38 protein-coding genes and 1 tRNA gene are annotated in these 24,302 nt (G+C 35.7%); 7 read left to right on the top strand and 32 right to left on the bottom strand.

Annotation, left to right across the window (positions count from 1 at the left end):
• Nucleotides 1-18: 18 nt before the first annotated feature.
• The 31 genes from ACKF5P_RS04120 to ACKF5P_RS03970 all read right to left on the bottom strand — a co-directional run bounded on the left by ACKF5P_RS04120 (nt 19) and on the right by ACKF5P_RS03970 (nt 18,849).
• A complete protein-coding gene (locus tag ACKF5P_RS04120; protein ID WP_408956224.1) occupies nt 19-1,857 on the bottom strand; it encodes a phage major capsid protein in 1,839 nt (612 codons plus the stop codon).
• 15 nt (nt 1,858-1,872) lie between these two features.
• Nucleotides 1,873-2,607, bottom strand: coding sequence for a phage minor head protein (locus ACKF5P_RS04115; protein ID WP_408956223.1), 735 nt, complete (start codon nt 2,605-2,607; stop codon nt 1,873-1,875).
• Nucleotides 2,607-3,857, bottom strand: coding sequence for a phage portal protein (locus ACKF5P_RS04110; RefSeq protein WP_408956222.1), 1,251 nt, complete (start codon nt 3,855-3,857; stop codon nt 2,607-2,609). The genes ACKF5P_RS04115 and ACKF5P_RS04110 overlap by 1 nt, the downstream gene beginning before the upstream one ends.
• A 27-nt stretch (nt 3,858-3,884) precedes the next feature.
• Nucleotides 3,885-4,067 carry a BC1881 family protein gene (locus ACKF5P_RS04105; protein WP_408956221.1) on the bottom strand — a complete coding sequence of 61 codons (183 nt, stop codon included), beginning with the start codon at nt 4,065-4,067 and terminating at the stop codon, nt 3,885-3,887.
• A 15-nt stretch (nt 4,068-4,082) separates the two neighbouring features.
• Nucleotides 4,083-5,306: a PBSX family phage terminase large subunit gene (locus ACKF5P_RS04100; protein ID WP_408956220.1), complete on the bottom strand. Its 1,224-nt coding sequence runs from the start codon at nt 5,304-5,306 to the stop codon at nt 4,083-4,085.
• Nucleotides 5,296-5,976 (bottom strand): hypothetical protein, encoded by a 681-nt coding sequence (locus ACKF5P_RS04095; RefSeq protein WP_408956219.1) that lies wholly within the window; start codon nt 5,974-5,976, stop codon nt 5,296-5,298. Before ACKF5P_RS04095 ends, ACKF5P_RS04100 begins: the two co-directional genes overlap by 11 nt.
• A gap of 170 nt (nt 5,977-6,146) precedes the next feature.
• Entirely contained in the window at nt 6,147-6,590 is a 444-nt protein-coding gene (locus ACKF5P_RS04090) for an ArpU family phage packaging/lysis transcriptional regulator (RefSeq protein WP_408956218.1), read from the bottom strand.
• A gap of 79 nt (nt 6,591-6,669) precedes the next feature.
• Complete coding sequence (locus tag ACKF5P_RS04085; RefSeq protein WP_408956217.1) at nt 6,670-6,939, bottom strand: hypothetical protein; 270 nt, start codon at nt 6,937-6,939, stop codon at nt 6,670-6,672.
• A gap of 17 nt (nt 6,940-6,956) precedes the next feature.
• Nucleotides 6,957-7,205, bottom strand: a complete 249-nt coding sequence (locus ACKF5P_RS04080; RefSeq protein WP_408956216.1) for a hypothetical protein — start codon at nt 7,203-7,205, stop codon at nt 6,957-6,959.
• Nucleotides 7,205-7,720, bottom strand: coding sequence for a Holliday junction resolvase RecU (locus ACKF5P_RS04075; protein ID WP_408956215.1), 516 nt, complete (start codon nt 7,718-7,720; stop codon nt 7,205-7,207). Before ACKF5P_RS04075 ends, ACKF5P_RS04080 begins: the two co-directional genes overlap by 1 nt.
• Nucleotides 7,720-8,277, bottom strand: coding sequence for a putative metallopeptidase (locus tag ACKF5P_RS04070; RefSeq protein ID WP_408956214.1), 558 nt, complete (start codon nt 8,275-8,277; stop codon nt 7,720-7,722). The genes ACKF5P_RS04075 and ACKF5P_RS04070 overlap by 1 nt, the downstream gene beginning before the upstream one ends.
• 1 nt (nt 8,278) lies before the next feature.
• Nucleotides 8,279-8,587: a hypothetical protein gene (locus ACKF5P_RS04065; protein WP_408956213.1), complete on the bottom strand. Its 309-nt coding sequence runs from the start codon at nt 8,585-8,587 to the stop codon at nt 8,279-8,281.
• On the bottom strand, nt 8,577-8,858 hold the full coding sequence (locus ACKF5P_RS04060) for a hypothetical protein (protein WP_408956212.1): 282 nt from the start codon (nt 8,856-8,858) through the stop codon (nt 8,577-8,579). Before ACKF5P_RS04060 ends, ACKF5P_RS04065 begins: the two co-directional genes overlap by 11 nt.
• Before the next feature lie 63 nt (nt 8,859-8,921).
• Entirely contained in the window at nt 8,922-9,281 is a 360-nt protein-coding gene (locus tag ACKF5P_RS04055) for a single-stranded DNA-binding protein (protein WP_408956211.1), read from the bottom strand.
• A complete protein-coding gene (locus ACKF5P_RS04050; protein WP_408956210.1) occupies nt 9,271-9,465 on the bottom strand; it encodes a hypothetical protein in 195 nt (64 codons plus the stop codon). Before ACKF5P_RS04050 ends, ACKF5P_RS04055 begins: the two co-directional genes overlap by 11 nt.
• A gap of 432 nt (nt 9,466-9,897) precedes the next feature.
• The gene (locus ACKF5P_RS04045) at nt 9,898-10,044 is read right to left on the bottom strand and encodes a hypothetical protein (RefSeq protein WP_408956209.1); all 147 of its coding nucleotides are present in this window, start codon (nt 10,042-10,044) and stop codon (nt 9,898-9,900) included.
• Between the two features lie 12 nt (nt 10,045-10,056).
• On the bottom strand, nt 10,057-10,320 hold the full coding sequence (locus tag ACKF5P_RS04040; RefSeq protein ID WP_408956208.1) for a hypothetical protein: 264 nt from the start codon (nt 10,318-10,320) through the stop codon (nt 10,057-10,059).
• Entirely contained in the window at nt 10,317-11,099 is a 783-nt protein-coding gene (locus tag ACKF5P_RS04035) for an ATP-binding protein (RefSeq protein ID WP_408956207.1), read from the bottom strand. The genes ACKF5P_RS04040 and ACKF5P_RS04035 overlap by 4 nt, the downstream gene beginning before the upstream one ends.
• On the bottom strand, nt 11,062-11,946 hold the full coding sequence (locus tag ACKF5P_RS04030; RefSeq protein ID WP_408956206.1) for a hypothetical protein: 885 nt from the start codon (nt 11,944-11,946) through the stop codon (nt 11,062-11,064). Before ACKF5P_RS04030 ends, ACKF5P_RS04035 begins: the two co-directional genes overlap by 38 nt.
• An 11-nt stretch (nt 11,947-11,957) precedes the next feature.
• Nucleotides 11,958-12,686 (bottom strand): MBL fold metallo-hydrolase, encoded by a 729-nt coding sequence (locus ACKF5P_RS04025; protein WP_408956205.1) that lies wholly within the window; start codon nt 12,684-12,686, stop codon nt 11,958-11,960.
• A 1-nt stretch (nt 12,687) separates the two neighbouring features.
• Complete coding sequence (locus tag ACKF5P_RS04020) at nt 12,688-13,605, bottom strand: recombinase RecT (RefSeq protein WP_408956204.1); 918 nt, start codon at nt 13,603-13,605, stop codon at nt 12,688-12,690.
• Nucleotides 13,598-13,825, bottom strand: coding sequence for a hypothetical protein (locus tag ACKF5P_RS04015; RefSeq protein ID WP_408956203.1), 228 nt, complete (start codon nt 13,823-13,825; stop codon nt 13,598-13,600). Before ACKF5P_RS04015 ends, ACKF5P_RS04020 begins: the two co-directional genes overlap by 8 nt.
• On the bottom strand, nt 13,818-13,988 hold the full coding sequence (locus ACKF5P_RS04010) for a hypothetical protein (protein WP_408956202.1): 171 nt from the start codon (nt 13,986-13,988) through the stop codon (nt 13,818-13,820). Before ACKF5P_RS04010 ends, ACKF5P_RS04015 begins: the two co-directional genes overlap by 8 nt.
• Nucleotides 13,988-16,087, bottom strand: a complete 2,100-nt coding sequence (locus ACKF5P_RS04005; protein WP_408956201.1) for an AAA family ATPase — start codon at nt 16,085-16,087, stop codon at nt 13,988-13,990. The genes ACKF5P_RS04010 and ACKF5P_RS04005 overlap by 1 nt, the downstream gene beginning before the upstream one ends.
• Nucleotides 16,088-16,167: 80 nt before the next feature.
• Nucleotides 16,168-16,467 carry a hypothetical protein gene (locus ACKF5P_RS04000; protein WP_408956200.1) on the bottom strand — a complete coding sequence of 100 codons (300 nt, stop codon included), beginning with the start codon at nt 16,465-16,467 and terminating at the stop codon, nt 16,168-16,170.
• Nucleotide 16,468: 1 nt separating this feature from the next.
• Entirely contained in the window at nt 16,469-16,843 is a 375-nt protein-coding gene (locus ACKF5P_RS03995; protein WP_408956199.1) for a hypothetical protein, read from the bottom strand.
• Between the two features lie 109 nt (nt 16,844-16,952).
• Nucleotides 16,953-17,258 carry a helix-turn-helix domain-containing protein gene (locus tag ACKF5P_RS03990; RefSeq protein ID WP_408956198.1) on the bottom strand — a complete coding sequence of 102 codons (306 nt, stop codon included), beginning with the start codon at nt 17,256-17,258 and terminating at the stop codon, nt 16,953-16,955.
• Nucleotides 17,259-17,286: 28 nt separating this feature from the next.
• Nucleotides 17,287-17,448 (bottom strand): hypothetical protein, encoded by a 162-nt coding sequence (locus tag ACKF5P_RS03985; protein ID WP_408956197.1) that lies wholly within the window; start codon nt 17,446-17,448, stop codon nt 17,287-17,289.
• A 30-nt stretch (nt 17,449-17,478) separates the two neighbouring features.
• Entirely contained in the window at nt 17,479-17,655 is a 177-nt protein-coding gene (locus tag ACKF5P_RS03980) for a hypothetical protein (protein ID WP_408956196.1), read from the bottom strand.
• Between the two features lie 23 nt (nt 17,656-17,678).
• Nucleotides 17,679-18,497 carry a phage antirepressor KilAC domain-containing protein gene (locus tag ACKF5P_RS03975; RefSeq protein ID WP_408956195.1) on the bottom strand — a complete coding sequence of 273 codons (819 nt, stop codon included), beginning with the start codon at nt 18,495-18,497 and terminating at the stop codon, nt 17,679-17,681.
• Between the two features lie 118 nt (nt 18,498-18,615).
• Nucleotides 18,616-18,849: a transcriptional regulator gene (locus tag ACKF5P_RS03970; protein WP_408956194.1), complete on the bottom strand. Its 234-nt coding sequence runs from the start codon at nt 18,847-18,849 to the stop codon at nt 18,616-18,618.
• A gap of 179 nt (nt 18,850-19,028) precedes the next feature.
• Here ACKF5P_RS03970 and ACKF5P_RS03965 point away from each other — a divergent pair, with 179 nt between their 5' ends.
• The 7 genes from ACKF5P_RS03965 to xerC all read left to right on the top strand — a co-directional run bounded on the left by ACKF5P_RS03965 (nt 19,029) and on the right by xerC (nt 24,041).
• The gene (locus ACKF5P_RS03965) at nt 19,029-19,442 is read left to right on the top strand and encodes a helix-turn-helix domain-containing protein (RefSeq protein WP_408956193.1); all 414 of its coding nucleotides are present in this window, start codon (nt 19,029-19,031) and stop codon (nt 19,440-19,442) included.
• Nucleotides 19,443-19,459: 17 nt separating this feature from the next.
• Nucleotides 19,460-19,960 (top strand): ImmA/IrrE family metallo-endopeptidase, encoded by a 501-nt coding sequence (locus tag ACKF5P_RS03960; protein ID WP_408956192.1) that lies wholly within the window; start codon nt 19,460-19,462, stop codon nt 19,958-19,960.
• Nucleotides 19,961-20,024: 64 nt separating this feature from the next.
• The gene (locus ACKF5P_RS03955) at nt 20,025-20,885 is read left to right on the top strand and encodes an HIRAN domain-containing protein (RefSeq protein ID WP_408956191.1); all 861 of its coding nucleotides are present in this window, start codon (nt 20,025-20,027) and stop codon (nt 20,883-20,885) included.
• Nucleotides 20,886-20,982: 97 nt separating this feature from the next.
• Nucleotides 20,983-21,141 (top strand): hypothetical protein, encoded by a 159-nt coding sequence (locus tag ACKF5P_RS03950; RefSeq protein WP_408956190.1) that lies wholly within the window; start codon nt 20,983-20,985, stop codon nt 21,139-21,141.
• A gap of 162 nt (nt 21,142-21,303) precedes the next feature.
• A complete protein-coding gene (locus ACKF5P_RS03945; protein WP_408956189.1) occupies nt 21,304-22,242 on the top strand; it encodes a DUF6731 family protein in 939 nt (312 codons plus the stop codon).
• Nucleotides 22,243-22,249: 7 nt separating this feature from the next.
• Nucleotides 22,250-22,828, top strand: a complete 579-nt coding sequence (locus ACKF5P_RS03940; RefSeq protein ID WP_408956188.1) for a hypothetical protein — start codon at nt 22,250-22,252, stop codon at nt 22,826-22,828.
• A gap of 67 nt (nt 22,829-22,895) precedes the next feature.
• A complete protein-coding gene (gene xerC, locus ACKF5P_RS03935) occupies nt 22,896-24,041 on the top strand; it encodes a tyrosine recombinase XerC (RefSeq protein ID WP_408956187.1) in 1,146 nt (381 codons plus the stop codon).
• A gap of 104 nt (nt 24,042-24,145) precedes the next feature.
• Here xerC and ACKF5P_RS03930 read toward each other — a convergent pair.
• Nucleotides 24,146-24,222 (bottom strand) — tRNA-Pro (locus tag ACKF5P_RS03930).
• Nucleotides 24,223-24,302: the final 80 nt, after the last annotated feature.

Below are 24,302 nucleotides of genomic sequence, written 5' to 3'. Positions count from 1 at the left end.
CACCCCCTCAGCTAATTATTACTCTGTATCCTTAGCAACTTTAATCTTAACGAACCTCTCAGGAAGCTGCACTCCAGCACCTAATAACTTCTCTAAGTAATACTTAGTGAAACCTTTAGTAGTTACTCTATCTTCAATTCTAATATTCAAGTTGTTATTCTGGATACCTTGCATACCCATTGCAAAGTCACCAAATACCATAACATGCTCATCATTTTCAGCAGTTTCAATTGGCTTAAGCCCAGAACCATCAGATTCTACAATCTCAACTGGTCGAGTCATTAAAGTTCGCTGGTTCCCATCGTTAAGGTCGGTGATATAGAAATCTTTACGTTCATTCTTGAGCTTAGAAATTTTGGCCCAAGTTTCACGTCTCATATACCACTTAGCTTGGCTTGCGATCTCACTTCTTACAGAATAATAAATATCAATAATCTTATCTGCAAACTTATCATCTTCTGTTTCGTCTCCACCAGTAGTTAAATCAATAGTTTCCTCTTGATTTACATTCTCATCCTGTAAGATACCTAAAGGTTGTTTATCTCCTGTACCATTGAACACAGCATTAGCAAGGGCCAAGGATAAAGCATACTCTACTCTTCTCATCAAGAAAGGTAAATACTGAACAAAGTTAGTAGCAAGGAACTTATTAGAAACTACAGGAAGTGCATATAATTGATGCAAGTCAATCTCAACATCATCTAATTTAGTGACATCAGTTTCCTCTCTTGGATCTTCACTTGGATCTTCTCCTACCCACCCTGTATCTGGGAGCCCTAGCATTTCTCTTGGAATAAATAGGCTGTTGTCAGTAATACTCATAAACTCAATATCTTGTAATACTGGATTAGCTTCTTGAATCCGCTCTAAAATTCTCTCGATAAATGTTGGCTTAACTCCTGAATCATGGCTAGAAGTTTGAGCAGCAAACTCTTGATCAGCACTGAAGATAGTATCTTCATCTTTTTTAGCAGCTTCAAATATTGCTTTAATCTGCTCAGCTTCATTGTATTCTTTCTCAGTTGGCGTGTAATTGCTCTTAAGAGTCTTAATTACCTCATTGATACTCTCAAATTTTTCTTCAAACTCTGTTCCAATCTCTTCTTGAGCTTCATCAAACTTAGCTTCAAAATCTTCAAAGCTTTGGGCCAACTCCTGTAATTCTTCCTCAGTTTTAGCAGAGAACATATCTCTTTCAATCGCTTTTAATTCCTCTTGGAACATCTGTCTGATTTCTTCTGGATCCATATTGTTTTCATCCCCCTTGTTATTTTCTAAATCTATATCACTGAATACATTTTCAATCTTTGCCCCGTCAACAGCACCTTTGATTACTATACTGCCTTCTCGAGCTTTAAACTCTTTGATATAAATATATTTTCTACCCATTTTCTCATCTTCAGCAATCTCTCTTTTGGTAACTCTACCTCCAGCACTTAACTCAAACTGTAAATTCATATCACCCATATTAGTCATTAGAGAATATAATTTAGCAGCTTCTTGATTGATGTATTTCCCCTCATCATCTTTCGATAAATCTAATTTAGCTTTAATTTTAAATCCTTCCTCATCCTCATGACCAACCATTGCTCCAACTGGTATCTTACCACGTTCATTATGGTGATAAAGTGCTGCTATTACTTCTCCTTCGTTAACTTTCATGCTACCAGGAGAAAACCTGAACATACCCTTGGCCAACTTTTCAGTATCATACTTAACTAGATACCCTTCAAACTCTCCAGTTCTGTCAGTCTCTTCAAACTGCTCTAAATCACAGCCGAAGTTAAGTTTCGAGTTTGGATCTATATCTTTTTGCTTTAGCGACTCTAAAAACTCTTCTTTCTCCTCCGGATCCACCAAACCACTCCTTTCTTAAGAATAAGTAACTATACAATAACAATTAATAACCTCACCTGGTGGCAATTCTGGATCATGCGGATACATAGCTGTAATTCCATTTCCTAAATCAAAAGGCTCATGAATCTTGACTGTCTTGCCATCTAAAGCCTTATGGTTTTCTCTGTGGTCTTGGCCCGCACCAACATGCCTCCAGGTCTTTTTCTTCATTCCAGCTTTAGAAGCAGTCAAATTATTAGTATTGCTCAAGTTAATACTTGTCTCAGTTCTGGCAATAGTCATAGCTCTAGCATCTGACATATCTTCCACTCTCTCAACTAGATTATTAGCTATAACCCTTATGTTACGCCCTTCCTGCTGCTGTTTAGTGACTAAATTATTAATCAACTCTCTAGTCGTCTCTGTAATACTTTGCACCTTTTTAGCAGCGTGTTTTTGACTATACTCTCTAACTGCTTGATTAGCAACTGCTCGAATCTCATCATTATCTAGATCGAAGTTAAATAACTTGCTAATATAATCTGAGAACCTATAAGATGTCTTTTCATAACTCCTTAATAAAGAATTTTTCATCCTTTCGCTAAAGCCATCATAGTCAACCTCAAAACCATCAGCAAATTTATCGCTATTATCATTCTCAATCTTACGGGCCAACCATTCAAAAACTCCAGCAAATCTTTTCTTCTCCTGGAGGGCCAACCTTTGTGAGTATCTGCTTAACCTCTTTCTTCTAACAGTTGCACTACTCATTATTCCACATCCTTAGTCGGCTCTATATCTTGAGTTAACTCATCAAGTGTAGCATCTGAAGCAGAAACCAATATCTTGGCCCCTAACTTTCCGCCAATCTCAGGTAAATCATAATCAGTTAAATCAGATACAATTCCTCTATATTCATCAACTGTTACCCTATTTTTGAGTGGATCGAGCGACTTAATTGTCTCAGCTATATCATTTTGTAATGCTGGAATAGAATCAGTCATAAAGTCAATAGCTTCTCCATCTTGTAGCCAATCATCTAAGAAATAATTAAACCTTTTTGACAATTCCTTGCACCAAGGGATAATAGTTGAATAATACATCTCTTTTTTAGCTTCTTTTCTGTTCTCGTAAGTAGATTCACCAGCTGCAGCTAACTCAGGTGGTACACCAAGGCTAATACAAATCCTTTCATGTGCTGTCTTTTCACCGCCTAACCAATCACTGTCTTTAGGATCAACGTCAGAAGGTTCAAACTTTAACTTACCGCTTGCAACTACTGGTTTACCTATATTGTCCGATCCAGTATTCATAGCTTCATACTTTTGCCTAATCATCTCTTGAGTGTCAGGTGACAAAGGTTTTTCGCTTGAGATAATCCCTGACCTCTTCCCTGATTTCTTCACCAACTTATTATTCCAGTCCCAGGCATTGTAAACATAGCTACCCAAAAGAGCCATTCCTCTCTGGTTGCTATATCCTTGAGTAGTGGTTCCATATTCAACCCCAGCCATACCTTGATAGCTGTTCACCTGCTTGATCCACATGAAGTTATCTAGTTCATCACCTTGGATAACTCGATTAGGATTGGAAATAGTAATCTTGTTAATTTTAGTTCCTGTATAATCAACAGTAAAATTTTCAGGGTTATAAAGATGTAAAGTTGGCTTCATTCCTGGTATTCCTTCAACTTTTTCAAGCAACACCCCATTATCTTGAGCATCATACCAGATTGTTAGCTGCTCTAAAAACTCCCCCCAAGTCACATTGCCATTAGGCATTTCAAAGATAGGTGAAAGAGTGTGATTTTCAACCTCTTCTTTCCCTCCATCTCCTGTATCTTTAAATACTCCCCATTCAACCGCCTTAAGAGCTTTGGTTTTCTTTTCTTCAGCTAGTGTAAAGCTTGGATTTTCATATATTTTACTGATGTACTCTTGAGAAGAAAAAGGGTTAATACCTTGAATGATACTAACTCCTTTATTGAATAATTTGTTTAGTGCATTCCTAAGAAAACCCATCTTTCACCCCCTCTCAATCTAGCAAGGCTAGTCTGTAATGATCACAATCTTGGTTGGCCCGTCTATCCAATGCGTAGTATCGATCGGTTCTGCTTCATCATCAATATCAACTGACACTTCACCTTCCGGGCCAACACTAGCTACCTTGACACCTTCTCTTTTCTCTAACTCTTCAACCAATTCAGCAGTTGTTAACTCGCTAATTTTCAAATTTTTCACCTCCTACTAAATGTCATATATAATCACGCCTGCATCGCCTAGTTCAGTATAAAGTGCATATCTTAAAGCATCTAAAACATTATCGTATTTATCAACTGGCTTACCATCTGGCCCCCAGATATACATATAAACTTCCTTCTTGAATCTATCAACATTATCTTCAACAATAAACAGTCGATCAGTCTTGTAAAGCGATTCAATCAATTCAATACCACTTAAGACAGACCCGCCAGATTTATCTGCATACAGAACATTAATCCCTTCAGCTATCATTTTATCGATATGCTCAGTTCTAGCAGTATCAGCATAAAAATAGATGCCCTTGTAACGCTTAGACATCCTTTGGGCAACTTCGACCCAATAATCTATATCCTCTTTCTCTCTGGAATGCTCCTCAATCAAATAATAGTTACCCTCATCATCTTCACCAACAACAACTATTACCCCAGCATGACCTTCAGCATAACCCCAGTCAATCCCACCCCAATAACGAATAATATTCTTCTGGGCCAACTCGTGGCGACTGATGTAATGTATATCCTTGTTGAAATTCTCATAGATAGCACCCTCAGCCATCACCCAAAGCCCTTTAATGTTTCTTTTGAAGAATACCCCTTGTGGAGTAGATGCTTTGATATTTGCTATATATCTGTCGCTTAGATAGGTGTTATCTTCTAACTCCCAATGAAAGTCAGCTATATTCGGATTGTCAATGTAATCTTTTTTGATATAATGCTCAGGATGATCAGGGTTAGTATCGACTACTATCTTGGCCCCTTCACCTGAACACCTGGACTTGATAGCATCAAATACCTCTTCGTTAGCCATCGTACCCTCGTTGATATAAGCACCAAAAGAAGTCATCCCTCTTATTTTCTTCAAATGGCTTATCTTCTCATGACCAAAGCAGATCACATCAACACCAAACAGGTTGAAGGTGTTGAATTTATCTAGGTTAATTTCTAAGCCATAATCATTCTCTAATTCATTCAACACATTCCGCTTAACTGCTCCAATACTGGTACCAGCCAAAATATATTGAGGATTATCAACCCCAACACCTTTAGCCCGCTCTTTAACCTGCTGTAGCTCGCTTAAAAATATATCATTATCAACTTTTGTCTTACCTGATCGCTTAGCTCCATGATTGATCAACATAAAAAAGTCATTATTCCAGGCATATCTTAATACTTCCTGTTGCTTTTCATGGTATAAATCCTCAAGAGCCATCTTGAACACTCTTTCTAAGCTTGCTTAAGAAGTTAGCAACCTCTTTTTCCTTGCCTGGATCATCACCATCAATAATCTTATGCTTGATGCTTATTAGACGAGCTTTCCTGGACTGCACTCTTGTAAGAGCTTCTTCTATATCTTGAATTTGGCCCAGTGCAGCTAACTCTTTACCTTCTTTGATGTCAACCTTACCCTCAGGGCCAACACCTTCCCTATACTTTCGTTCAACCTCTGTAAAGTCAGCTTGAGCCAAGTTGGCTATTCGCTTAAGCATCCTACGTTCTCTTAAAGTAGTCAGCTTAATCTCTTCATCTAACTGCTTCATAACATCAACCGGTATTAAATCAAATAGCTTTACCTCTTCTTCATCAAGCTGGTCAAGCCAAATAGTTTCATGCTCACCAGTCTTAACTGCATTTTTATTCTTCTTCAGCTTATTTGGATTAGTTGGCCCGCTACCTCCTTGATGTTGTGGCACTCTACAACGACCATTTTTAGACTGTCTATTTTTGCAAGGTGAGCCAGTGCTTCTTGCTTTAGCACCACAGATAGGATAACCCTTCTCAAGCGACACCTCAACTACTCGATCGATGTACTCTTCATCCCAATTAGATGATATTCTAATCTGCTCTTTCATCTGCTTGTACTCTTTTTGTGAGTAGCTCACATTGTTGGCCCACCTCCTTGAGTTTCTATGAGATTTGTTTTTGAAATAAATAAAACACGCCCACCTCTGGACGCGTTGTCTTTGAAACTTTCACTTACTAACACTATACCACACTTTTAAGCTCAATGTATCGGAAATCTTTCGGAATTCTTTCTGAATTTACTCTGATTTTATATATAACCTAAAATCCTAGCTATTTTCTCTACTGCTTCATCTTTAATATCGTAATATTTATCTTTCCCATATTTAAACTTATGAGTCTTATAAATATCAACATCAGCCTTTTTTCTGCCTGATAAGTATTTTTCTCTGATAACATGCTCTTCTATCGGACTCAACCCAGCAATAGCAAATTCTATCAAATTAACTATATCAAACTTCTCTCTAAACTCATCAGCCAGATCACTCTCTAACCTATCAATTGCTGCTTCGAAAGTTGAATCAAAAATATTACTTGTTTGAACTCCAGGACTATCATAGTTAATTGCACTATTAGTATCTAATTTTGAATCTAACTCATACTGGATAACTTTTAACCTCTGCTTATATTCTCTGTATTTTAAAAGTTCCCCAACCACTCTGCTGTAATAACCCTTGTATTCTTTAGCTCCCACCTTTACCCGCCTCCCTAGATATGATATAATAAGCTTGTCTATAGCTTAGGAGACGGGCGGGAGCCTGTCTTTTTTATTTTTAAACCACCATTACATCTTTTGGCTTCTCTGGGCTAAAGTCCATCACAGTAATTAAGATAAACTCACCAGGTGTAACTCTAAGTACTAAACTCAACCTCTCACTTGAATACATAACCTTACCGCAAAAACAGAATAACCTTAGCTCTTTGTACTTGTCTCTGAGAATATAATAAATCTCATTCGGATCTATCTCTCGTTCTACTAATCTAGCCTTAAAATGATCAGTTGCTATCAGCCTATGACCTTTCACCCTTTCTTTTATATCCATCCATCCTACAACCTCCTCTAAAATATTTCGATTAATTCTGTTCTGCCATCTGAATACTCAACTTCTGCTAATCCGCCAGGTAGCTCTTTATTGTAAATCTCCAGCCCTCTTAGTTGCTTGACATCCATCCTATCGCTATCAAGTTCTATGATTCCAGTCTTTAGCATCTCTTTTGTAAATGGACTCATTGAAATTTTAATTGCAATTGGATTAGCTCTTTCTAACTCACCAACCACTTCCAGCACATTATCAACTATATTAGCCATCAAATCACCTCACTTTCTATCACTTTCAGATAATCAACCAAAATCAAACCATGGCTTCCAATTCTATACTTCTCTTGAGCAACCTTCTCGTAAGGAATTGACTTTCTCCCACCCCTGAACTGCCCTTGCCAGTAGCGATCCAACAATTCAAAAGGTAAATAATACTTCTCATCTTGCTCCTTAAACCAAACGATCAAGAATCCAATTCCACCACAACTGACATGAGTAGTTAAGTAAGTATATTGATGATCTTTAACATTGCTTAAATCAAAGCGAGTTGCCACGCTCGTCTCCTTAGCGTCAAAAGCTATACTATGACCCTTGTAAGTTCCTAAAAAGTCAACAATGGACTTTCTGGCGTAATGAGCCTTAAAATGACCTCGCCTATCTATCTTGCTAATTTGACTTACAGGCTCAGGGATTTTGTTGACCTGAGCCCTCCCTTGCATTGAATATTGCTCGTTGCTTAATTCAATCATATCTTCTAACCCTTGACCTCTATTAGCATAACCCATTATCCTTCAGCTCTCTTGAAATTCATGCTAGTTTGTTGAACAGCTTGACTCATTTGCTTCAAGTCTTTTCTCCAAGCTCCATACTTTGAATAATTTTCAGGATCAGCTTGAATTTTATGATCGTAAATCTTAATGTCATAGTCTGATATTTTTTCTTGCTCCTGATATGCTTCAATTCTTCCTTTTATTTTTCTACCATCTGACAGTAACCAGTAATCCTCTGCAACTCTCCTTGGGAAGCCTTCTATTTCTGCTTTTTTAGGTATTAATTCGATAGTTCTAAAAATATCATCTAATATTGCTTTTTTAGATCTAGCATCAACAGTGCTCCAAATGTCTTTTGCTATCGTGATTATCAGGTCATAATCAACAAAATTATGCAACTTGTTAGGTATCTTCTTAGGAGAAGCATAAACCTGACGACCTTTACTACTTCTTGCTTCTTCTCTAAATTGAAATCCAATCTTAATATTAGATAACTTTTCAAAGTCCTCCTTGATTACTTCAGCAGCGTACTCCTCGACTTGTTCAATACCAGCGGTAAAATATTTTGCCATTTTAATCTCTCCCTTCTGCAAAATCTATCTGTTTTTCTCCGTATCGCTTGTCTATGATTTCCTCCTGTAAATACCTCTCAATATCTTCATCTGTCGTGTCAATACAGTTTTCCTTGAAATTCTCTCTCATTAACAACAAAGCTAGTCCAACAAGTGCAGTCGCTTCATGTAAAGCCTCTTCTGCTTTATGAAGATAAGTATTTGCTTCTTTCCGTTCTTGAGACTCTTCTTCCACTTTGTCAATCTGTTCTTCTAGTGTCGACCGCTCTGGAAAACAACTTTTGATTTTCAACTCTATACTAATTTTCATCATCTCCTTTTACTATTATTTTGCCAGGGCAACTTAAAGCGGGACAGTCATTTCCTGTTGACCTATAATAAGTGACATGAACTCCACATCCACTACATTGCCCTTTTACTGGTATCTCTTCATTGTTATAGAAATCATCCATTATTGAAACTATATTATAAAATATCCAGCCATTATGTTTGTCGCTTAAATGTCCGTTAATAAATTCATTAACACATTTATTTAACATTGCAACTTCTTTTTCTAGGTATTCTTTAGTTTTAACTTCCATTTACTACTCATCTCCTCTTTTTTAGTATGGCAACACTCCCTAAACTGGTCGAATTCGACTGCTTTAGAAAGGAACATCTATCCCCTCATTGTCACTCTGCTTCTGATCCTTGTCTGGCCAATCCAAAAACTTAACATTATTTGCATTAACAACAATCTTGCTTCTATTCTGTCCCTGATCATTCTCCCATCGCTCCTGCTTCATAGAACCTTCAACTGCAACTAATCTACCTTTTCCTGAATGGTTGGCTAGATTCTCTGCTAACTTACGCCATGCCACTACCTCAATGAAATCTACCTCATCATCTTTGCTGTATGGCCTTTCAACTGCTAATGAGTTGTTATATACACCATTTCCATTGCTCGTATATCTTAACTCTCCATCTGACGTCCAGCGACCAATTAATACTACTTTATTCATCATTGTTCATCACCTCAAAAGTTATATTTTTGATTATTCCTTCTTTGTCCATCTGATAAATATCTAAACCATCTTGAATAGCCATCCTTTTTGCTTTTTCAATATCCCCTTCAACAACCCAGAACAAAGCTTTCTCAAAATCTCTTTTACTAGGATCAACTATGAAATAAGTAACCTTGTCATCCATCTATTCATCATCCCCTTTCTCTTTGCACTTTTCACAATTATCGCAACTATCTAAATCTATTAACCCTTCAAAATCTTTGCACCACTTACCTATAATCATTTACCCATCATCTCCTTTTGTTTGTATTACCTGTTACTTGCAACTACATTAATTGCTAACAACAAAACCATTATCCTGTCATACCAAGTCCCTTCAGTTCCAATCCAGTGGAACCAAACTAATATAGGCATCAATATTAACTGTAAATGAAAATTACTAATTTTAACCATCTCCTTTAATATGTTTTTTTGCGGGCCAGTAGCTTAAATTAGTGGAGGATCACCCCCTCTTTTTTTATTTGGCCCGCTTGAGAGGAGGTATCTGCCAGCCAGTCGTTGTCCAGGCGAGTTGGCCCGCAGTATTCAAACTGGTCGAATCCCACCAGTTTAGAAGTTAATCAACATCCCAAAACTTGCTACCTGTTAAATCAAGTTCCCCACCTTTACCCTGCCTTCTCTTCTCCTTAAACTCTCTTCCAACCCCGATTAATAATGGTATTACAAAAAACAGAACTATAATGCCAGTTAATAATCTTAACAAATTAACCACCCCTTAAAATAGTTTTTGTTGCAAATCTTCAAGTGGAGGATCACACTTTAATCTATCTTTTTCCTGCCATTTTAAGTTCTTACACCTTGGCCCTCTGGATTCATAACTCCAGCGACAGCCTTTACCTGTCATATCCTCTGGAATCTTATCATAACCGTGACCTTTCATCTTCTCTAGCAACTCGTAAGCGAACACATAAACAATTCCACCAGAAACTGGGCACTCTACTTTTTCAGCCATGTTCTCAATGAAAGTTTCTAAAATCATTGTTTATCACCCCTGCTAACCAACAAGTCCCTAAGTAGTTCATCATTCTCCTGCTGGGCCAAATTTTTCCTAACTGACTCATTAGGAGATTCAATCGGTATAGCCATCTTAGTGATCCTGTCTCTAATTCTGAAATTATAAGGCAAATCCTCAATCTTGCAGTTGCTGCTAAAAATAGTCACTACATCTCGATTAACCCTGTGATTAAGAATATCAAATAAGTGATCATTGGTATCTGATTTAATTGACTGTTGGCCCATATCATCTAATATCAACACTTCAACCTTTCTAGCTGCATCTATCAGATCATGACAGCTAAGGTCAGGATTGCTGTAAGTTGACCTTATAGCATTAAGCAAATCTCCAGCAGTAGCAAATTTAACAGAAGCCTTATGTTTGTGTATCAACTCATTTCCAATTGCACTGACAAGCATTGTCTTTCCGCTACCAGCCATCTGTGAATAGAAATATAACCCTTTTCGCTTGCCTTTCATCTCTTCAAATCGATTAACATAAGACTGAGCTGATTTCTTACACATCTTGGCCCTCTGGATTGATTTATCTTTTTTGTAATGCTGACTATCTGTCTTGTAATCATCAATCCTAGTGTTTTGAAATTCATCGATGATAGTTGCAAATTCTAATTTATTAGACAACAGTCTTTGCTCTCGACATTCACACTCAACAGCAACCTCTTTACCATCAACCTCTATAACATCAAACCCAGTACCTCCACAACGGTCATAAGGACACTTCCCCTGACTCGATAAGCTTTTCAATTTCTCGCTGGACTCTGTCACTTTCACATTCTTCGTGATCTTGTTTATCGCTTGAGCAATCTCTTCCATTTCCATTCACCCCCAAAACTTCTTTTGCTTCTTCAATAAAACATTGAATAAACCTATAACTAGAAATATCAACTCCATTCTTAGGGTCACCACGTCTATAAGCGTCTTTAGATTTCTGATTTAAAACAGCTAAGTCTATTGCTTTTCTGACTACTTGCTCTCCATATTTGTTAAGATCTTCATTGAGCGAGTATTCACGGTTAAGTTGAGCTGTCATAGTTTTCTGTTTAGCATAGTTAATCAACTCATTGTATTTAGGGTGAAAATCTAAATCCTGATTTTTATTAAATTCTACTGGACGCACTATATTATCTTTCTTTACATTCTTTACATTCTTTACATTCTTTACATTCTTTACATTCTTGTTTGTGTTCTTTTGATGTTTTTTTGATGTTTTTTCGTGGTTCTCTTCTGGTTTTTTAGTGGTTTTTTTGATGTTTCCGTTCTTTTGATAAGTACTGTAATTACATACCTTTATAGTGGTTTTTTTAGTGGTTTTTTCAACTTCAATCATCCCATCGCTCTCTAGTAATTTTAAGAAATTCCTAACTTTAGTCCTTGACCAACCCCAACGCTCAGACAGTTTTCTTTCTGATGTTATTTTCTCTCCTGGCTCAACTATAAATAGTTCATTTCCAAGATTAACCTTCTTTTTCTTATGATTAACCATAAGCAATATGTCAATCCAAGCTGACCTTTTATCAAATGAATCCCCTTCTTCCCAGAGCCAATGTTCGTCCAATTTCCTGTGCAGTTTAATCCAACCTTTTTGACTCACAACTTCACCTCCTAAGCAATGTAAACTGGCTTTCCAGTCAATTGCTGAATCTCTCTCTTAAACCTTTGCTCGTCGCTATTTCTACTACTTAAATGCAGCAACCATATCTCTTTAACTTGACTCAAATCATTAGCCTCCAAGAAGTCTTTAACATTCTCAAGGCTAAAGTGCGACCTGAGTAATCTCTTTTTCTGTGCTGGGTGAACTCTACCAGACTTGATATTCTCGTTCAATATATCAAGTGCATAGTTACATTCAACCATGATATGAGTTAATCCATTAAAACGATATTTTGAATAAAAACTGTCAGTAATATAAACTAACTTTTCTCCTGTCTGGCTAGCTAAAAATAAACCAACAGGCTCTTTTGCATCGTGTTCCACTTCAAAAGGTTGTACAATCCAAGATCCCAGCCTAAAAGACTTGTATTTCTTTCTGTTGTCGCTTGTTTTTATATCGTCAAGCAAAATTATTCTATGAGAACCAAAACCATAGCCGTTAAATGTGCCTTCTGACATGTAACAATCAACCCCAGCTCCAGCAACATCAACAGCAGACTTAATGTGATCACCGTGCTCATGACTGATCAAACACCCTTGAACTTCACTCAATCTAAATCCTGACTTCTTTTTGATCTCCTGAATGCTTATACCGCACTCGATCAGGACGGGAGTTACCCCGTCGCTGACCCAGTAGCAGTTGCCAGTTGAACCACTAGCAAAACTTTTAATCTCTATCATCTTAAAACGCCGGTCCTTCGGTTCCAGTCTGCTCCATATTCATAGTTTTAGCAGTATCTACAAAAGCTGGTTCAGGGTTTTCTTGCTCAACTTGCTTATCTTCTTCTATCTGTTCTTTTTCTTCTTCAGCTTCAGGGCTAACATCAATCACTTCTGAATTAGCATTTTCCTCAATCTCTTGCTTTACTTCCTGTTCAGCTTTAGCTTGACCAGCTCTATTGAAACTTTCAGCTAAGATATTGCTGTCATTTGAAGAGTTAATATACTTCTTACAAGCTCTATTGATAACTGTTTTCTTGGCCATCTCCTCTTCAAACTTTTGATGAGTGCCATTGGAACCTTTTCTGTAAGTCTGACCTTGGGACCAAGCATTTTCAATCTGATCCATAGTCATTAGTTCAATATAATCTGGTCGATCATCTTTAAAAGTAATTACACAATATACAGCTAAAATATTGCCACTTAACTTACCTTTTAAAGTCTGCTTATGCTCGACATTAGTAATGGTTCCTCGTTTCACTTCGTACTCAAAATCATCACCTTTAAATACTGGTTGTGCTCTAACATCTTCTGCACCAGCTACCTGCTTAACTACTGTCATACTACCAAAATAAGACCTCATCAAAACTAACTTATTACCATAAGCGACAAAGTAACATTGATCTTTAGCAGGTGTTAACCCTTGAACTGCCATATCAAGTAAAGCGTTAGCTATACTATCATTAGTACACGCTTCTAAAACTGGCTTCTTATTTTTAGTCTTAGTGCTCTGTAACTCTAACCAAGCTGACTTCATAGCATTTTCAACCGAATAATTTGCAGGTAAATCAATCTCCCCAGACTCCTTAAATTCTCTAACTCTTTCAGCGACTACATCAACAGTATCCTTCTTAACCATTGCTAATTGATTATTACTCATTTTTATCAGCCTCCATATATTTATTTAATATGATCTGTTCTAGCTCTCTAGCTTCCTCATCATAGTCTTTTGAATCGCCAAAAGAAGGATACAACGCTTCCCCATAATTAGACCAATTATCCACTCCGCCTAATTCTAAAAAATTCAACTTCAAGTCTCTTATCCTCAATTCAATATACTCTTGTAGGCTAATTTTGATTCCTTTGTCATTCTTACTCATTATTATCATCCTCCTGTTTGTTTTTGTTTCCACCATTCAAATAATGCACCCTCTTTGCTGCTTCTTCTGAAGACCCATGGTCGCTTTCTGGGTTCCATTCTCCTTCTGGATCATAAAAACCAACTGTCCATAAGTTCGGTTCGCTTCTTACATATACGTACATCAAATCACCTCCTCAAGCTCTGGTTCTTCTCCAAGCCTAATCTGCTTATTAATCTGCTCGACTAGCTCATCTTTCTTATACTGACTATAATTTCTAACGCCAACTGAACTGGCGATTTCTCTAAGCTTAGTCACCCCTAAACTATCATCAACTAAGTCAGATTCACTCACAATGAACAACTCTTTATGGTGAGGGCTAACTATCAACTTAACCATCTGGCAATCAATATCAGCAATTTCTGTTACACTCTCGGCATTATCTATGAAGATTGGAGCTTTGAAATTGTAGTGGGCAGAAAGTGTATTGATAATATCCAGCCCAACATTAATCTGTGCTCCAGTATTAAGTCCTGATCCGTAAGGTACTCCATCAAAAGTAGTCTCACAAACCTCCTTGAGTCCACCGTTTACCTGTTCCTCAAACAACTTAAATTCAGCATATTCAAACTGCTCATTAATCTTCTCTTCTAACAGATCAACCTTGGTTCTAATAAACTCTTCAGTAAGGTACAACTGTTCTTCCATCTTTTCATATTCAGCTGCAAGATCTTTCTCTTTCTGCTTCAACTCTTCAATTCTCTTTTTAGACTGTCTAGATTGCTCAAATTTAACTAGTTTTTGATTAAGTTGCCTTATATTAGTCTTTATCTGATTAATCTCTGATTTGACTTCGCTGATGTCCTCTTGCTTACTTTGAGATAGATTGTCTAGTTTGCGTTCTAACTCTTTTTTCTTAACTTGCAACTGCTTATATTGACCGTTATCTCTGTAAGATTGAGTTTTCTGTCTAAGTCCTTTGATTTCTTCTTTGATCTGGTCAGAAAATTGTAGCTTCTCTTTCTTTTTCTCCTCCAGATCTTTCAACTTTGATTTGAAGTTAGATAATTGCTCTTTCTTGCTCTCTGACTCCTCTTTCAATTTTGCACCTTGGTGGTTAATTTCTTCTATCTTTTCTGCTTTCTCTAGGTTAAACTCTTCAATCCCCATGTCTTCTGAGAACTCACAACCACATTCAGGGCATTGGTGATCAGCTTTAAATTGCTTATCATTCTCTTCATGCCACTTTCTCCTTAGGTTTTTCATTTTATCTTCAAGAGTGCTAATTTGACTTTTACGCCTCATAATCTGATATTCAGTATCGTTATACTCTCCCATAGCTTCACGATACTCTTCCCGTGCCTCTTCTAACTCTTGCTGCTTAGTTTCGATAAGATTATCATATTCAGCTTTAAAATCATTCTTAAACTCTGCCATTTCAGCTTTGATTTCAGCTATCTTATTTCTTATATCTGCAGCTTGTCCTCCATTCTTGATCTGGTTCAACTTCTTTTCTTTAGCTTGTTTTCTCATCTTAAGCCCTTCAATCTCCGCTCTAATGTTCTTTTTATTAAGAGTAGAGATATCAGGCATTGACTGCTGTACTTCATCAATCCGAATTGGTATCTTCTCAAGCTCCTTATTGATCTCTTTCCGCTTAGAGTGAATAACCTTCTGATGCTCCTCTAGACTACGATCACTAAGTACATCAGATAACTTACTCAGTTGCTCATTCTGACTGATTACATCTTCAGTAGTTACATCACCGCAGACTTCAATTAATATCTCTCTCCTATCCTTCCAATGCAATTCCTCATTGAAGTAACTCGGATTAGTGAGTAGCTTAAAAATATCCTCGTCTATGATTTCGTCGATTCTAGCTTCATATTCTTTTTTCTTAACTGGAACTGAATTAATGAAATAATCAGTAGTATGTCCAGTAAACTTCTTAGTAGCTGATCCACGTTGCTTAGTCCATTTCTCTTTGTAGACCTTTTTGAGCTCTAATTTCTTACCGCCAACCTGCAAAACTCCTTCAACCTCATGCTCTAGTCCATGAATCACATTACCTTGCTTGTCCAATGTCTTGATATCAAATGACTGAGTAGAATTTTCTTTACTATCCTTATCAAATAACAACCAGAACCAAGCATCTGCAACCGTAGTCTTACCAGCACTATTATCGCCAAACGCCTCGACGCTTTCACCTTGGGCATTAAGAACAAAGTCTCTAATACCTTTGAAGTTTCTAAGTTTAATTTTAAACAGTTTAATCTCTTGCATTTTTCCACTCCCTTTCATATTCATCTGTTTTTCTACTCATAAAATCAGCAAGTGGCTCATCTGTTTTTGCTCTCTACCATTTAAACCACTTCTTCCTTTGCTTGATCTCTGACTTTATTTAATCGGTAATACTCTGGACTTGATCTCTTAACTCCACATTCAATATTGTCTTCTACACCAAACTTCAAAATAATCACAACGATGTTATCGAGATTAATTCTTTCGACACAATATATATCACTAGTTGAAATAGAGCTTTTCATGTTCGGGTCATACTGCAAAATATCAATCACTTCCGCAACAGATTCTCTGGTAAGGAAGCCAGACTTTATCCTATCACTAGAATGTTTAGTATCAGTTAACTCAATATACCTTGCCATCTTATCTAACCTCCTTTACTTCCCATTTGCTCCGATAACCGCCAATATCAATACTTAAGAAATACTTTCTAATACCATTCTCGACCTCAATGAAGCTTTTGCACCTATCAGCTAATACTAAAGCTATCAATCCTTGCATTGTATCTTGTTGATCATCAGTAACATATAAGTCATTCTTAAGGTGCTGAACTATCTTGTATTCATCTATTTTTCTCAATCTATTAACTATCTCATGTTTAGTAATTTTAATTTGGCGGATTACAGTCTCTTCTTGTCCAATGCTTACATGATCATAGCTGACTAACTCCCCAAGCTTGCCCTCAACCTGTTTTTTAATGTCTTGCAATCTAATCTCCGTTGCTTCCAAGTGAGTCATTTGTAATTCCTCCCTATTGGTGATATGATAAACGTACAAATTAGTTTAAATGTCGATAGCACTCTCGTTCCTAGCGGGAGTGCTTTTTCTTTTTGCCAACAACTTCCTTTCAACCTAATATTGCAATTTCTTTCTGCTCCTGATTCATCACATTGTTTTCATCAATCCAGCGAACTAGATCCTTGCGGGGGATCAACTTCCTCCTCCCCGCAACAACACAAGGAAACTTCCCTTGGCGAATTAGATCATAAATTTTAGTTTCGCTTAAAGAAGTCTTTTCCGCGACTTCCTCGACATTATACATCTTAATGTCATTACAGTACTCAGGTTTCTGCTCTAATCTTTCTAACCTTTCATTCATTGTCTCCAGTTGAGAAACAATATCCTCAGTCAATGATTCTAGTAAACCTGACATCGTTGGCCCTCCTTTCAGGCTATCTACCTTAAATGTATTTTCTTCCTTCTCTAGCTAACACATTACTAAGTTCACTTCTTATTTTTTCTGCAGTTACACTAGGCTGTTCTGGAGCCTCACTCTCCAGTTCAGCTATTTTCTTTTCTAACTTCTTAACCCTCTTCTCTAGTCTTTCTATCTCTTTACTCACCCTCTCACCTCCTCTCATTAATCAACATCATCAACCAGACATCTGCCTTAATCTGATCCCCATTAAAAGATCGAGAATAGATCGAGTATAACCATTGGTCAAACTTGCAGCTACTTCTCTGTCCATCCCTTTCTTTACTAGAGCATTATAAAATTCATATGATAATTCTGCTGTCTTTTCAGTATCGGGAATTATCTGCGGTTCCAAGTTAACACCCTCCTTTCAGCTCCTTAATTTGCTTGGCTAAATTCTTTTTCAATAGTTGGTAAGTAACCATTGTCTTTTAGCAGGTCATATAGAAACAATCTACCTTTTTGAGTCCATTTAGTGTACATCTTAGTATCCTTTTGGCCGCTGCTTCTCTCGAATTGAAATGTCTCAGAGTGTGTATAACCTTTTCCTTGGTGCGTAGCATACAGTAACCATTGGTTGTTAATTTTGTATTGAACTCCTAATTCATGCAGCAGCTTATTCATTGCTTGTCCACTCATACCATAATCTTTTGCTATTTGAGTGATAGTCACTAAACTTTTATTTTTAAGGATTTTATCTGTGTAGTCTGCTTTTGGCTTTAACTCGCCGATGATCTGTTCTTTCTTTTGGTTCTCAACTTCTAATCTCTCTCTTTTCTCAAATTCATCTGCATAAGCTCTTAGTGCTTCTGGGAGTGTCCGAGGAACTTCAAAATCATCTTCGACTGAATAACTGCCAGTTCTCATAATCTCATCTATAACTTCCCAAACCCAATCAATAAAATCATCTGCTTTAGATTGCCCAGAGTGTCTGCAAATTTCCATCATACCTTTACGGTTATAAATAGTAGTGTTTTGCTTTCCTCCAGAGGGGGTGTCAATCTGGGCCACCCTTGACTTATCTTCAAATCTCTCTTGGTGTCTTGAATGAATCTTCTTAACAGCATTATTTGGTTGAGCATAATCTAACGCTTCTCCAATTTGTCTTCTAGTCATCCAAATATCATTGTTGCTCTTATGAAAATCACATCTTACTCCTTTAAAATCTTCTGACTTAACCAATGATAAGTTTGACATTAACAATCACCCTTTCTGTTTTTTGCACTAAAACAACTTAAGTTGTTTGTTCTTAATTTTTATTGCATAACTGCAACAGGAGATTAAAAAAATATTGCATTATGACAATATATTTAAATTATCTTGCTTTTTGTTGCAGTTTTACAACTGGTTCAGAAAAAAATAATTCATCTACACTCATACCAAAATGGTCAGCAATTGGTTTTGCTTCTTGCAACCAAAAATCACCATCTTTAATTTTCCTGCTAACTGTGGAAACATCTTTAATGCCGCCTATTTCAGCTATGTCCTTTCTTGAAAGTCCATTGATTTGCATTAAATATTTTAAGGTGTTATATTGTTCCTTGCTCATTCTGCTCCCTCCTTTTTCATTTTTCACTCTAACTACTTAACATTATAAATGTATTTCTGCAATATGTCAAGAGAAAAATCAAATTAATTTGCAGTTATACAATTTAATTGTAATTTTGCAACAGAAATAATATAATATTAACATAAGTAACATTATAGTAGACAGGAGGTGACTATTACATGTGTGATTTCTCTGAAAGATTAACTAAATTGATACAAGAGTCAGGAAAAAAGCTTTCTGATATTGAAAAAGATACTGGAATAGATAAATCTAACCTATCCAGGTATAAAAATGATAAAACAGATCCCAAGCCATACGTTATAAATAAGTTAGCCGAATACTTTAATGTATCAACTGACTACCTTCTTGGTAGAACAAATATAAGAAACCCAGACTTAGAGATACCACCAGGAGTTAAGAAGTTTCTAGAAAAAGAAGAACAGGAGTTTATTATTGATTTGATGGCCAAAGGAGAAGTCCAAACTTTTCTTAGAGAAGCAAGAGGTGCAACAGATAAAGACTTAGCAGATGTGATCCGTTATTTCAAATTCCTTAAAGAAGGAAAATTAGAAGGTGAAAAACTAGAGCCATAAATTAGGAGGGGTTGAAATTGTACGACAAATACAAAATAATAGAAAGAGATGCAAGAAAATACCTTGATTTCAATGAGTTATCCCCTCCTGTCAATTTAGATTACATAGTCAATAAAGAAGGGATAACGTTGATCCAGAGACCTATGCAAAAGAAAAGTGCAATGTTAATAAAGAGCGGCCCTCATAAGTTGTTATGCGTTAACTCACGACAAAGCCTAGGCCAAAAGAGGTTTAATGTAGCACATGAGTTGGCCCATCACCTCTTGGCCCATAAAGGTGATGTTTTTATCTCTAAAATCAATGGTGAACCAAGAATGAAGTCTGAACAGGATAGACAAGCTGATATATTTGCAAGTGAGTTGCTTATACCTACTACAACCTTAAAAAGAAAGATTTACAACTATGATTTAAGCTTAAGGGAATTAGCAAGGTTTTTCAAAGTAACAGGACAAGCTTTAGAAACAAAATTGAATGTAAAAAGACTGCCTTTAAAAAAGGCAAAAAAATTTACCCTCTAATTGGATTAATATTACTTTGTTTCATCTTGTTGGATTTTGTCGAATTATGAAAAGGAGGACTACAATGAAAAATGTACTATTTTCAATAGGTGGACTTTTATTCTTAGTTGCCTTAGTATCAATTTTTATCTTTGGGCTTGGAACAGCTTTTGTATTATTTATTATTTCAAGCATCTTAATATATATAGGAGAAGAAGATAAAGAAACCCAAAAGGAACAGAAAAAAACACAAAAACCAAAAGTTAATGTTGCAGTTGAAACAAGTTATAACGGCGAACCTTTAAAAAATGAATATAACACTAAAGTTACTGGAGTTACTTATGAAAATGAAGATGGCACAAACAGACAGGAAATCCTTAAAAAATGTTCAGAGGGAGAGTCTCTAAAACTAGAACATCACTCTAGTCCATATGATCTTCATGCTGTTAAGATAATGAGATCAACTGGAGAACAACTAGGTTGGGCAACTAAAAATATTGCTCAAAAGATAGCTCCATATCTCAATGGAGGCTCAGAACTAAAAGCCAAAATTAAAAATATAACAGGAGGAGGCGACAAAACACTTGGTTGCAATATAGTAGTTGAAAAGCCTACCGCCAATCATAATTTAAATAATGATTATTTGCCTACCCAAATGTATAAAAAAGCAGAAGAATTAAGAAAAAATGGTGAAGTTGAAAAGGCAGAGGAAAAATACTTGAAAGCTATTGAAACTGATGAGTTCGCTGACCAACGCAAAGGTTATGATCCTGACTCAAGGTTTTATGAACAACTGTCCAAAATGTATTATCATACTAACAGAGACCAAAAAGCTATTGAAACTTTAAACAGGTTTTTAGATATTAAAGAAGATGAATATATAAAGAAATTGAGAGAACGGTTTAAATCTGGAGATTTCCAAAGATTAAAAAACAAATATAAATAAGGAGGACTCAAATTGAACAATAATGAAGGGTTGCCCGACGGATTAAAGAGAACCCCTTTCAATTTAAACTCAAATGAAATCGAGAATGCAATAAAAGATGATCCAGAGCTATATAGGTTCTGGATCATCTTTTATTGCTCATGGCGACTATGAGCATAGTGAAAGCTCATCAGAGTTTAACCTACCCCCTGAAGCGATTAAAGATATAGTTAAGTTGATAAAAGAGATTGAAACTAAGGAAGGGTTTAAATATTAACTCTTCCCTTCTTTAAAATTACATTAATATGATACATCAGCTACTAAGGTAGCGTTTTATTTTTACTTACCAGTGAAAAAATTGTAAATAATGGAGATTTATTATCAAAAATAGTTGGTCGTAATTAAAATATTAAATTTTAATAATTCAAGGAGGATTAAAATGGCATATCGCAAAGAAATAAAATGTGAATATTATAGAGTTAACTTTAGAAAAAGAAATTGGAGTGAATCTACACGTGATGGTTTATTTGATCTTAGAAAATGGATTGCTAAAGCAAATAAAAAATTAAAAAATTCTTTTAAAAAAGTTAAACGTAATCATTATGATGAGTTTGTTAGGATAGATAAAATAGATCTTTTGAATAATATAAGTGAAGGTATTGACAAAAAAATTTATGTCCTGAACTTTGTTAAAATGAGAGAAAAGAACCTACCTAGTAAAGTAAAAGAAGAAGAAATTGCACAACCACTAGTTTTAGAAAAAGATGAATCAATAGGTGAACACGTTACTGCTCTTTATGACCCAGAATACAACATATTAATGGTACAAAGAAACGCACATAGTTTAACCCCTACTGGAATTTCGAATTATCTTAATGAGTTATGGGGAAAGAAGGATAAAGAAACGATTCACTTAACCCCCATATTTTACAAAGAGATCTTTGAGAAAATAAAAAAAGCTCAAACATACAGAAGCCTCACTCTTAGATTAACAGATTTCTCTAATACCGAATACCAAAATGGGAATAATATTTTAGGTAAAATGGTTAAAAATTTCGGAGGATTTGAAGCAGTTAATGTAGAAATTAATTTAACTATGGGGCATAATTTTAAAAGGGGATTAAATAAAAACCATATCCATAACACCCTAGCTGTAGCAGAAGCTAATGAGGATGTAGTGAAGAAAACTGTTGTAGGAATGAAAGAATCAGAAGATACTAATGTTGAGCATCTGGATTTATTTGAAGAAAAAATACATGACATAATCCCTATGAAGCTAGAAAGAAAAGAAAGTATAGATTTCAAAGAATTATCGGTTTTTATGTATAATAAGTATGAAAATAGAGTTGATGAAATTTTAGAAAATATGCAAAGGTAGTGATAATATGCTTTACTTTTTAAAAAGTAAACTTTCTAGCATAAACATCGAAAAATTATACCCTGCTATAATAAGTTTTTTAATAACATTTATACTTGTTCATTTTCGTTTTTTAAACTTTGCAGAATATAAAAAATTTGATAACCTGCTAGATGGAATTATAACTTTAAGTTCCGTAACAGTTGGTTTTTTAGGTGTTCTGATTTCTATCTTATTCACATTAAGAGATACTGAATTAATTCAAAAATTATTTGCTTCTGAATTAAAAAATGATTTGTATGATTATTTTAACAAAACATTACATAGTGGTATTTTAGTGATAATATTTTCTAATATTTTTTATCTTAGAGATGAATTTAAGTCTTTTACTATATTTGATGATTTATTATTTCTTGAATTAATATCTGTTTTATGGACTTGGTTAGTTCTTTACTTTTCTTTAACTTCTTACCGAATTGTTAATGTTATGATGCAAATTGTTTTTAAAAGTCACTCTGCTACTGAAAAACGCCCTTTGAGCGAACCAATATCAAATGAAGAATTAAAAGAATTGAATAATAGTTTAAAAAATAATTCTCAAGATTAAAAAAGTTATAGTCTAAATCCCCGTTAACGGGGATTTGTTTTTATATCTATTATAAGGAGGATTTATCATGGGTCATATCAGAAAAAGAGGAGAAAATTCTTGGGAGATAACAATCAGTGCTGGCACCGATCCAATAACAGGTAAGCGAAAAAGAATTTATGAAAACGTTACTGGAACTAAAACTGAAGCTAAAAAAAGAATGAGAGAGATTGAATATAAGTTAGAGTATGGAACTTATGTAGAACCATCTAATTTAACACTTGAAGAATTTTTGTTACAGTGGTTAGAAGATTACTGCGAACATAACTTGGCCCCTTCTACATTAGAAACTTATGAGATCATAGTCAAAACTCATGTCATTCCTATTTTAGGAAGTATAAAAATAGCTAATTTGAAAGCTATGCATATAAAAAGATATTTGTCTCATAAGCTCAAAGATGGCAGAAAAGATGGTAAGAAAGGTGGTTTATCCAAAAAGACAGTAAAAAGGCATTACACTACGTTAAATACAGCTTTAAACCATGCAGTCAAATGGGAGATGTTAGAGAATAACCCTGCGGATAAAATCTCTCCTCCTAAGGGAGAAAAATCAGAGATAGAAGCACTAACTAAAAAACAACTCTATAAATTATTAGAAGTTGCTGAAGGATGGATCTATGATTTTATTTATATAGCTGCCTTTACTGGAATGAGACGAGGTGAGCTTTTGGCTTTAAGATGGAAAGATATTGACTTTGAAAACCAAAAACTCCAAGTTAAGCAATCTGTTACTCGCCCTGCCAATAAAGGTTTGGTTTTCAGAAAACCTAAGACTGATTCAAGTATTCGCCCTATAGATGTAGATGAGGATGTAATCAAGATATTAAAAAGAAGAAATAAGGAGCAAAAAGAAAACAGATTGAAATTTGGCCCTGAATACAATAACGAATACAACTTAGTCTTTTGTAGAGAAGATGGAACCCCCTTTAATCCTCGTTATGCTACACGTTCATTTAATAAAGTAGCAAAAAAAGTTAATCTAGAAAAATTTAGATTACATGATCTTAGACATACTCATGCAACCTTAATGCTTAAAGCTGGAATCCACCCTAAAATAGTCCAGGAAAGGTTAGGGCACGCCTCTATTACCCAAACTCTTGATACATACTCTCATATTATTCCTTCCATGCAAAAAGAAGCTGTTCAAAAATTAAAAAACAGCTTGAAACAATAACTTTTTAATTCGTTGTCGGCAATTTGTCGGCAATCTGCCCCAAAAACAAAAAAGACCTGTTTTAGTTAACAGGTTATAAACGTTGATATATCAACGTTTATAGTTGGTCGGGCTGACTGGATTTGAACCAGCGACCCCTGCGCCCCCAGCACAGTGCGCTACCAAACTGCGCTACAGCCCGCCAAGATTTTTAAATCAATTGCCAATAATTATATTACAACTTACTTAATTTGTCAAATCTAGCTTATATCACTCTCCTTC

It is taken from the genome of Natroniella sp. ANB-PHB2, assembly GCF_046097105.1.
Classification (GTDB): Bacteria; Bacillota; Halanaerobiia; order Halobacteroidales; family Halobacteroidaceae; genus Natroniella.
Note: the sequence above shows the minus strand (reverse complement) of the source record. Positions and strands in the feature narration are given on the sequence as shown.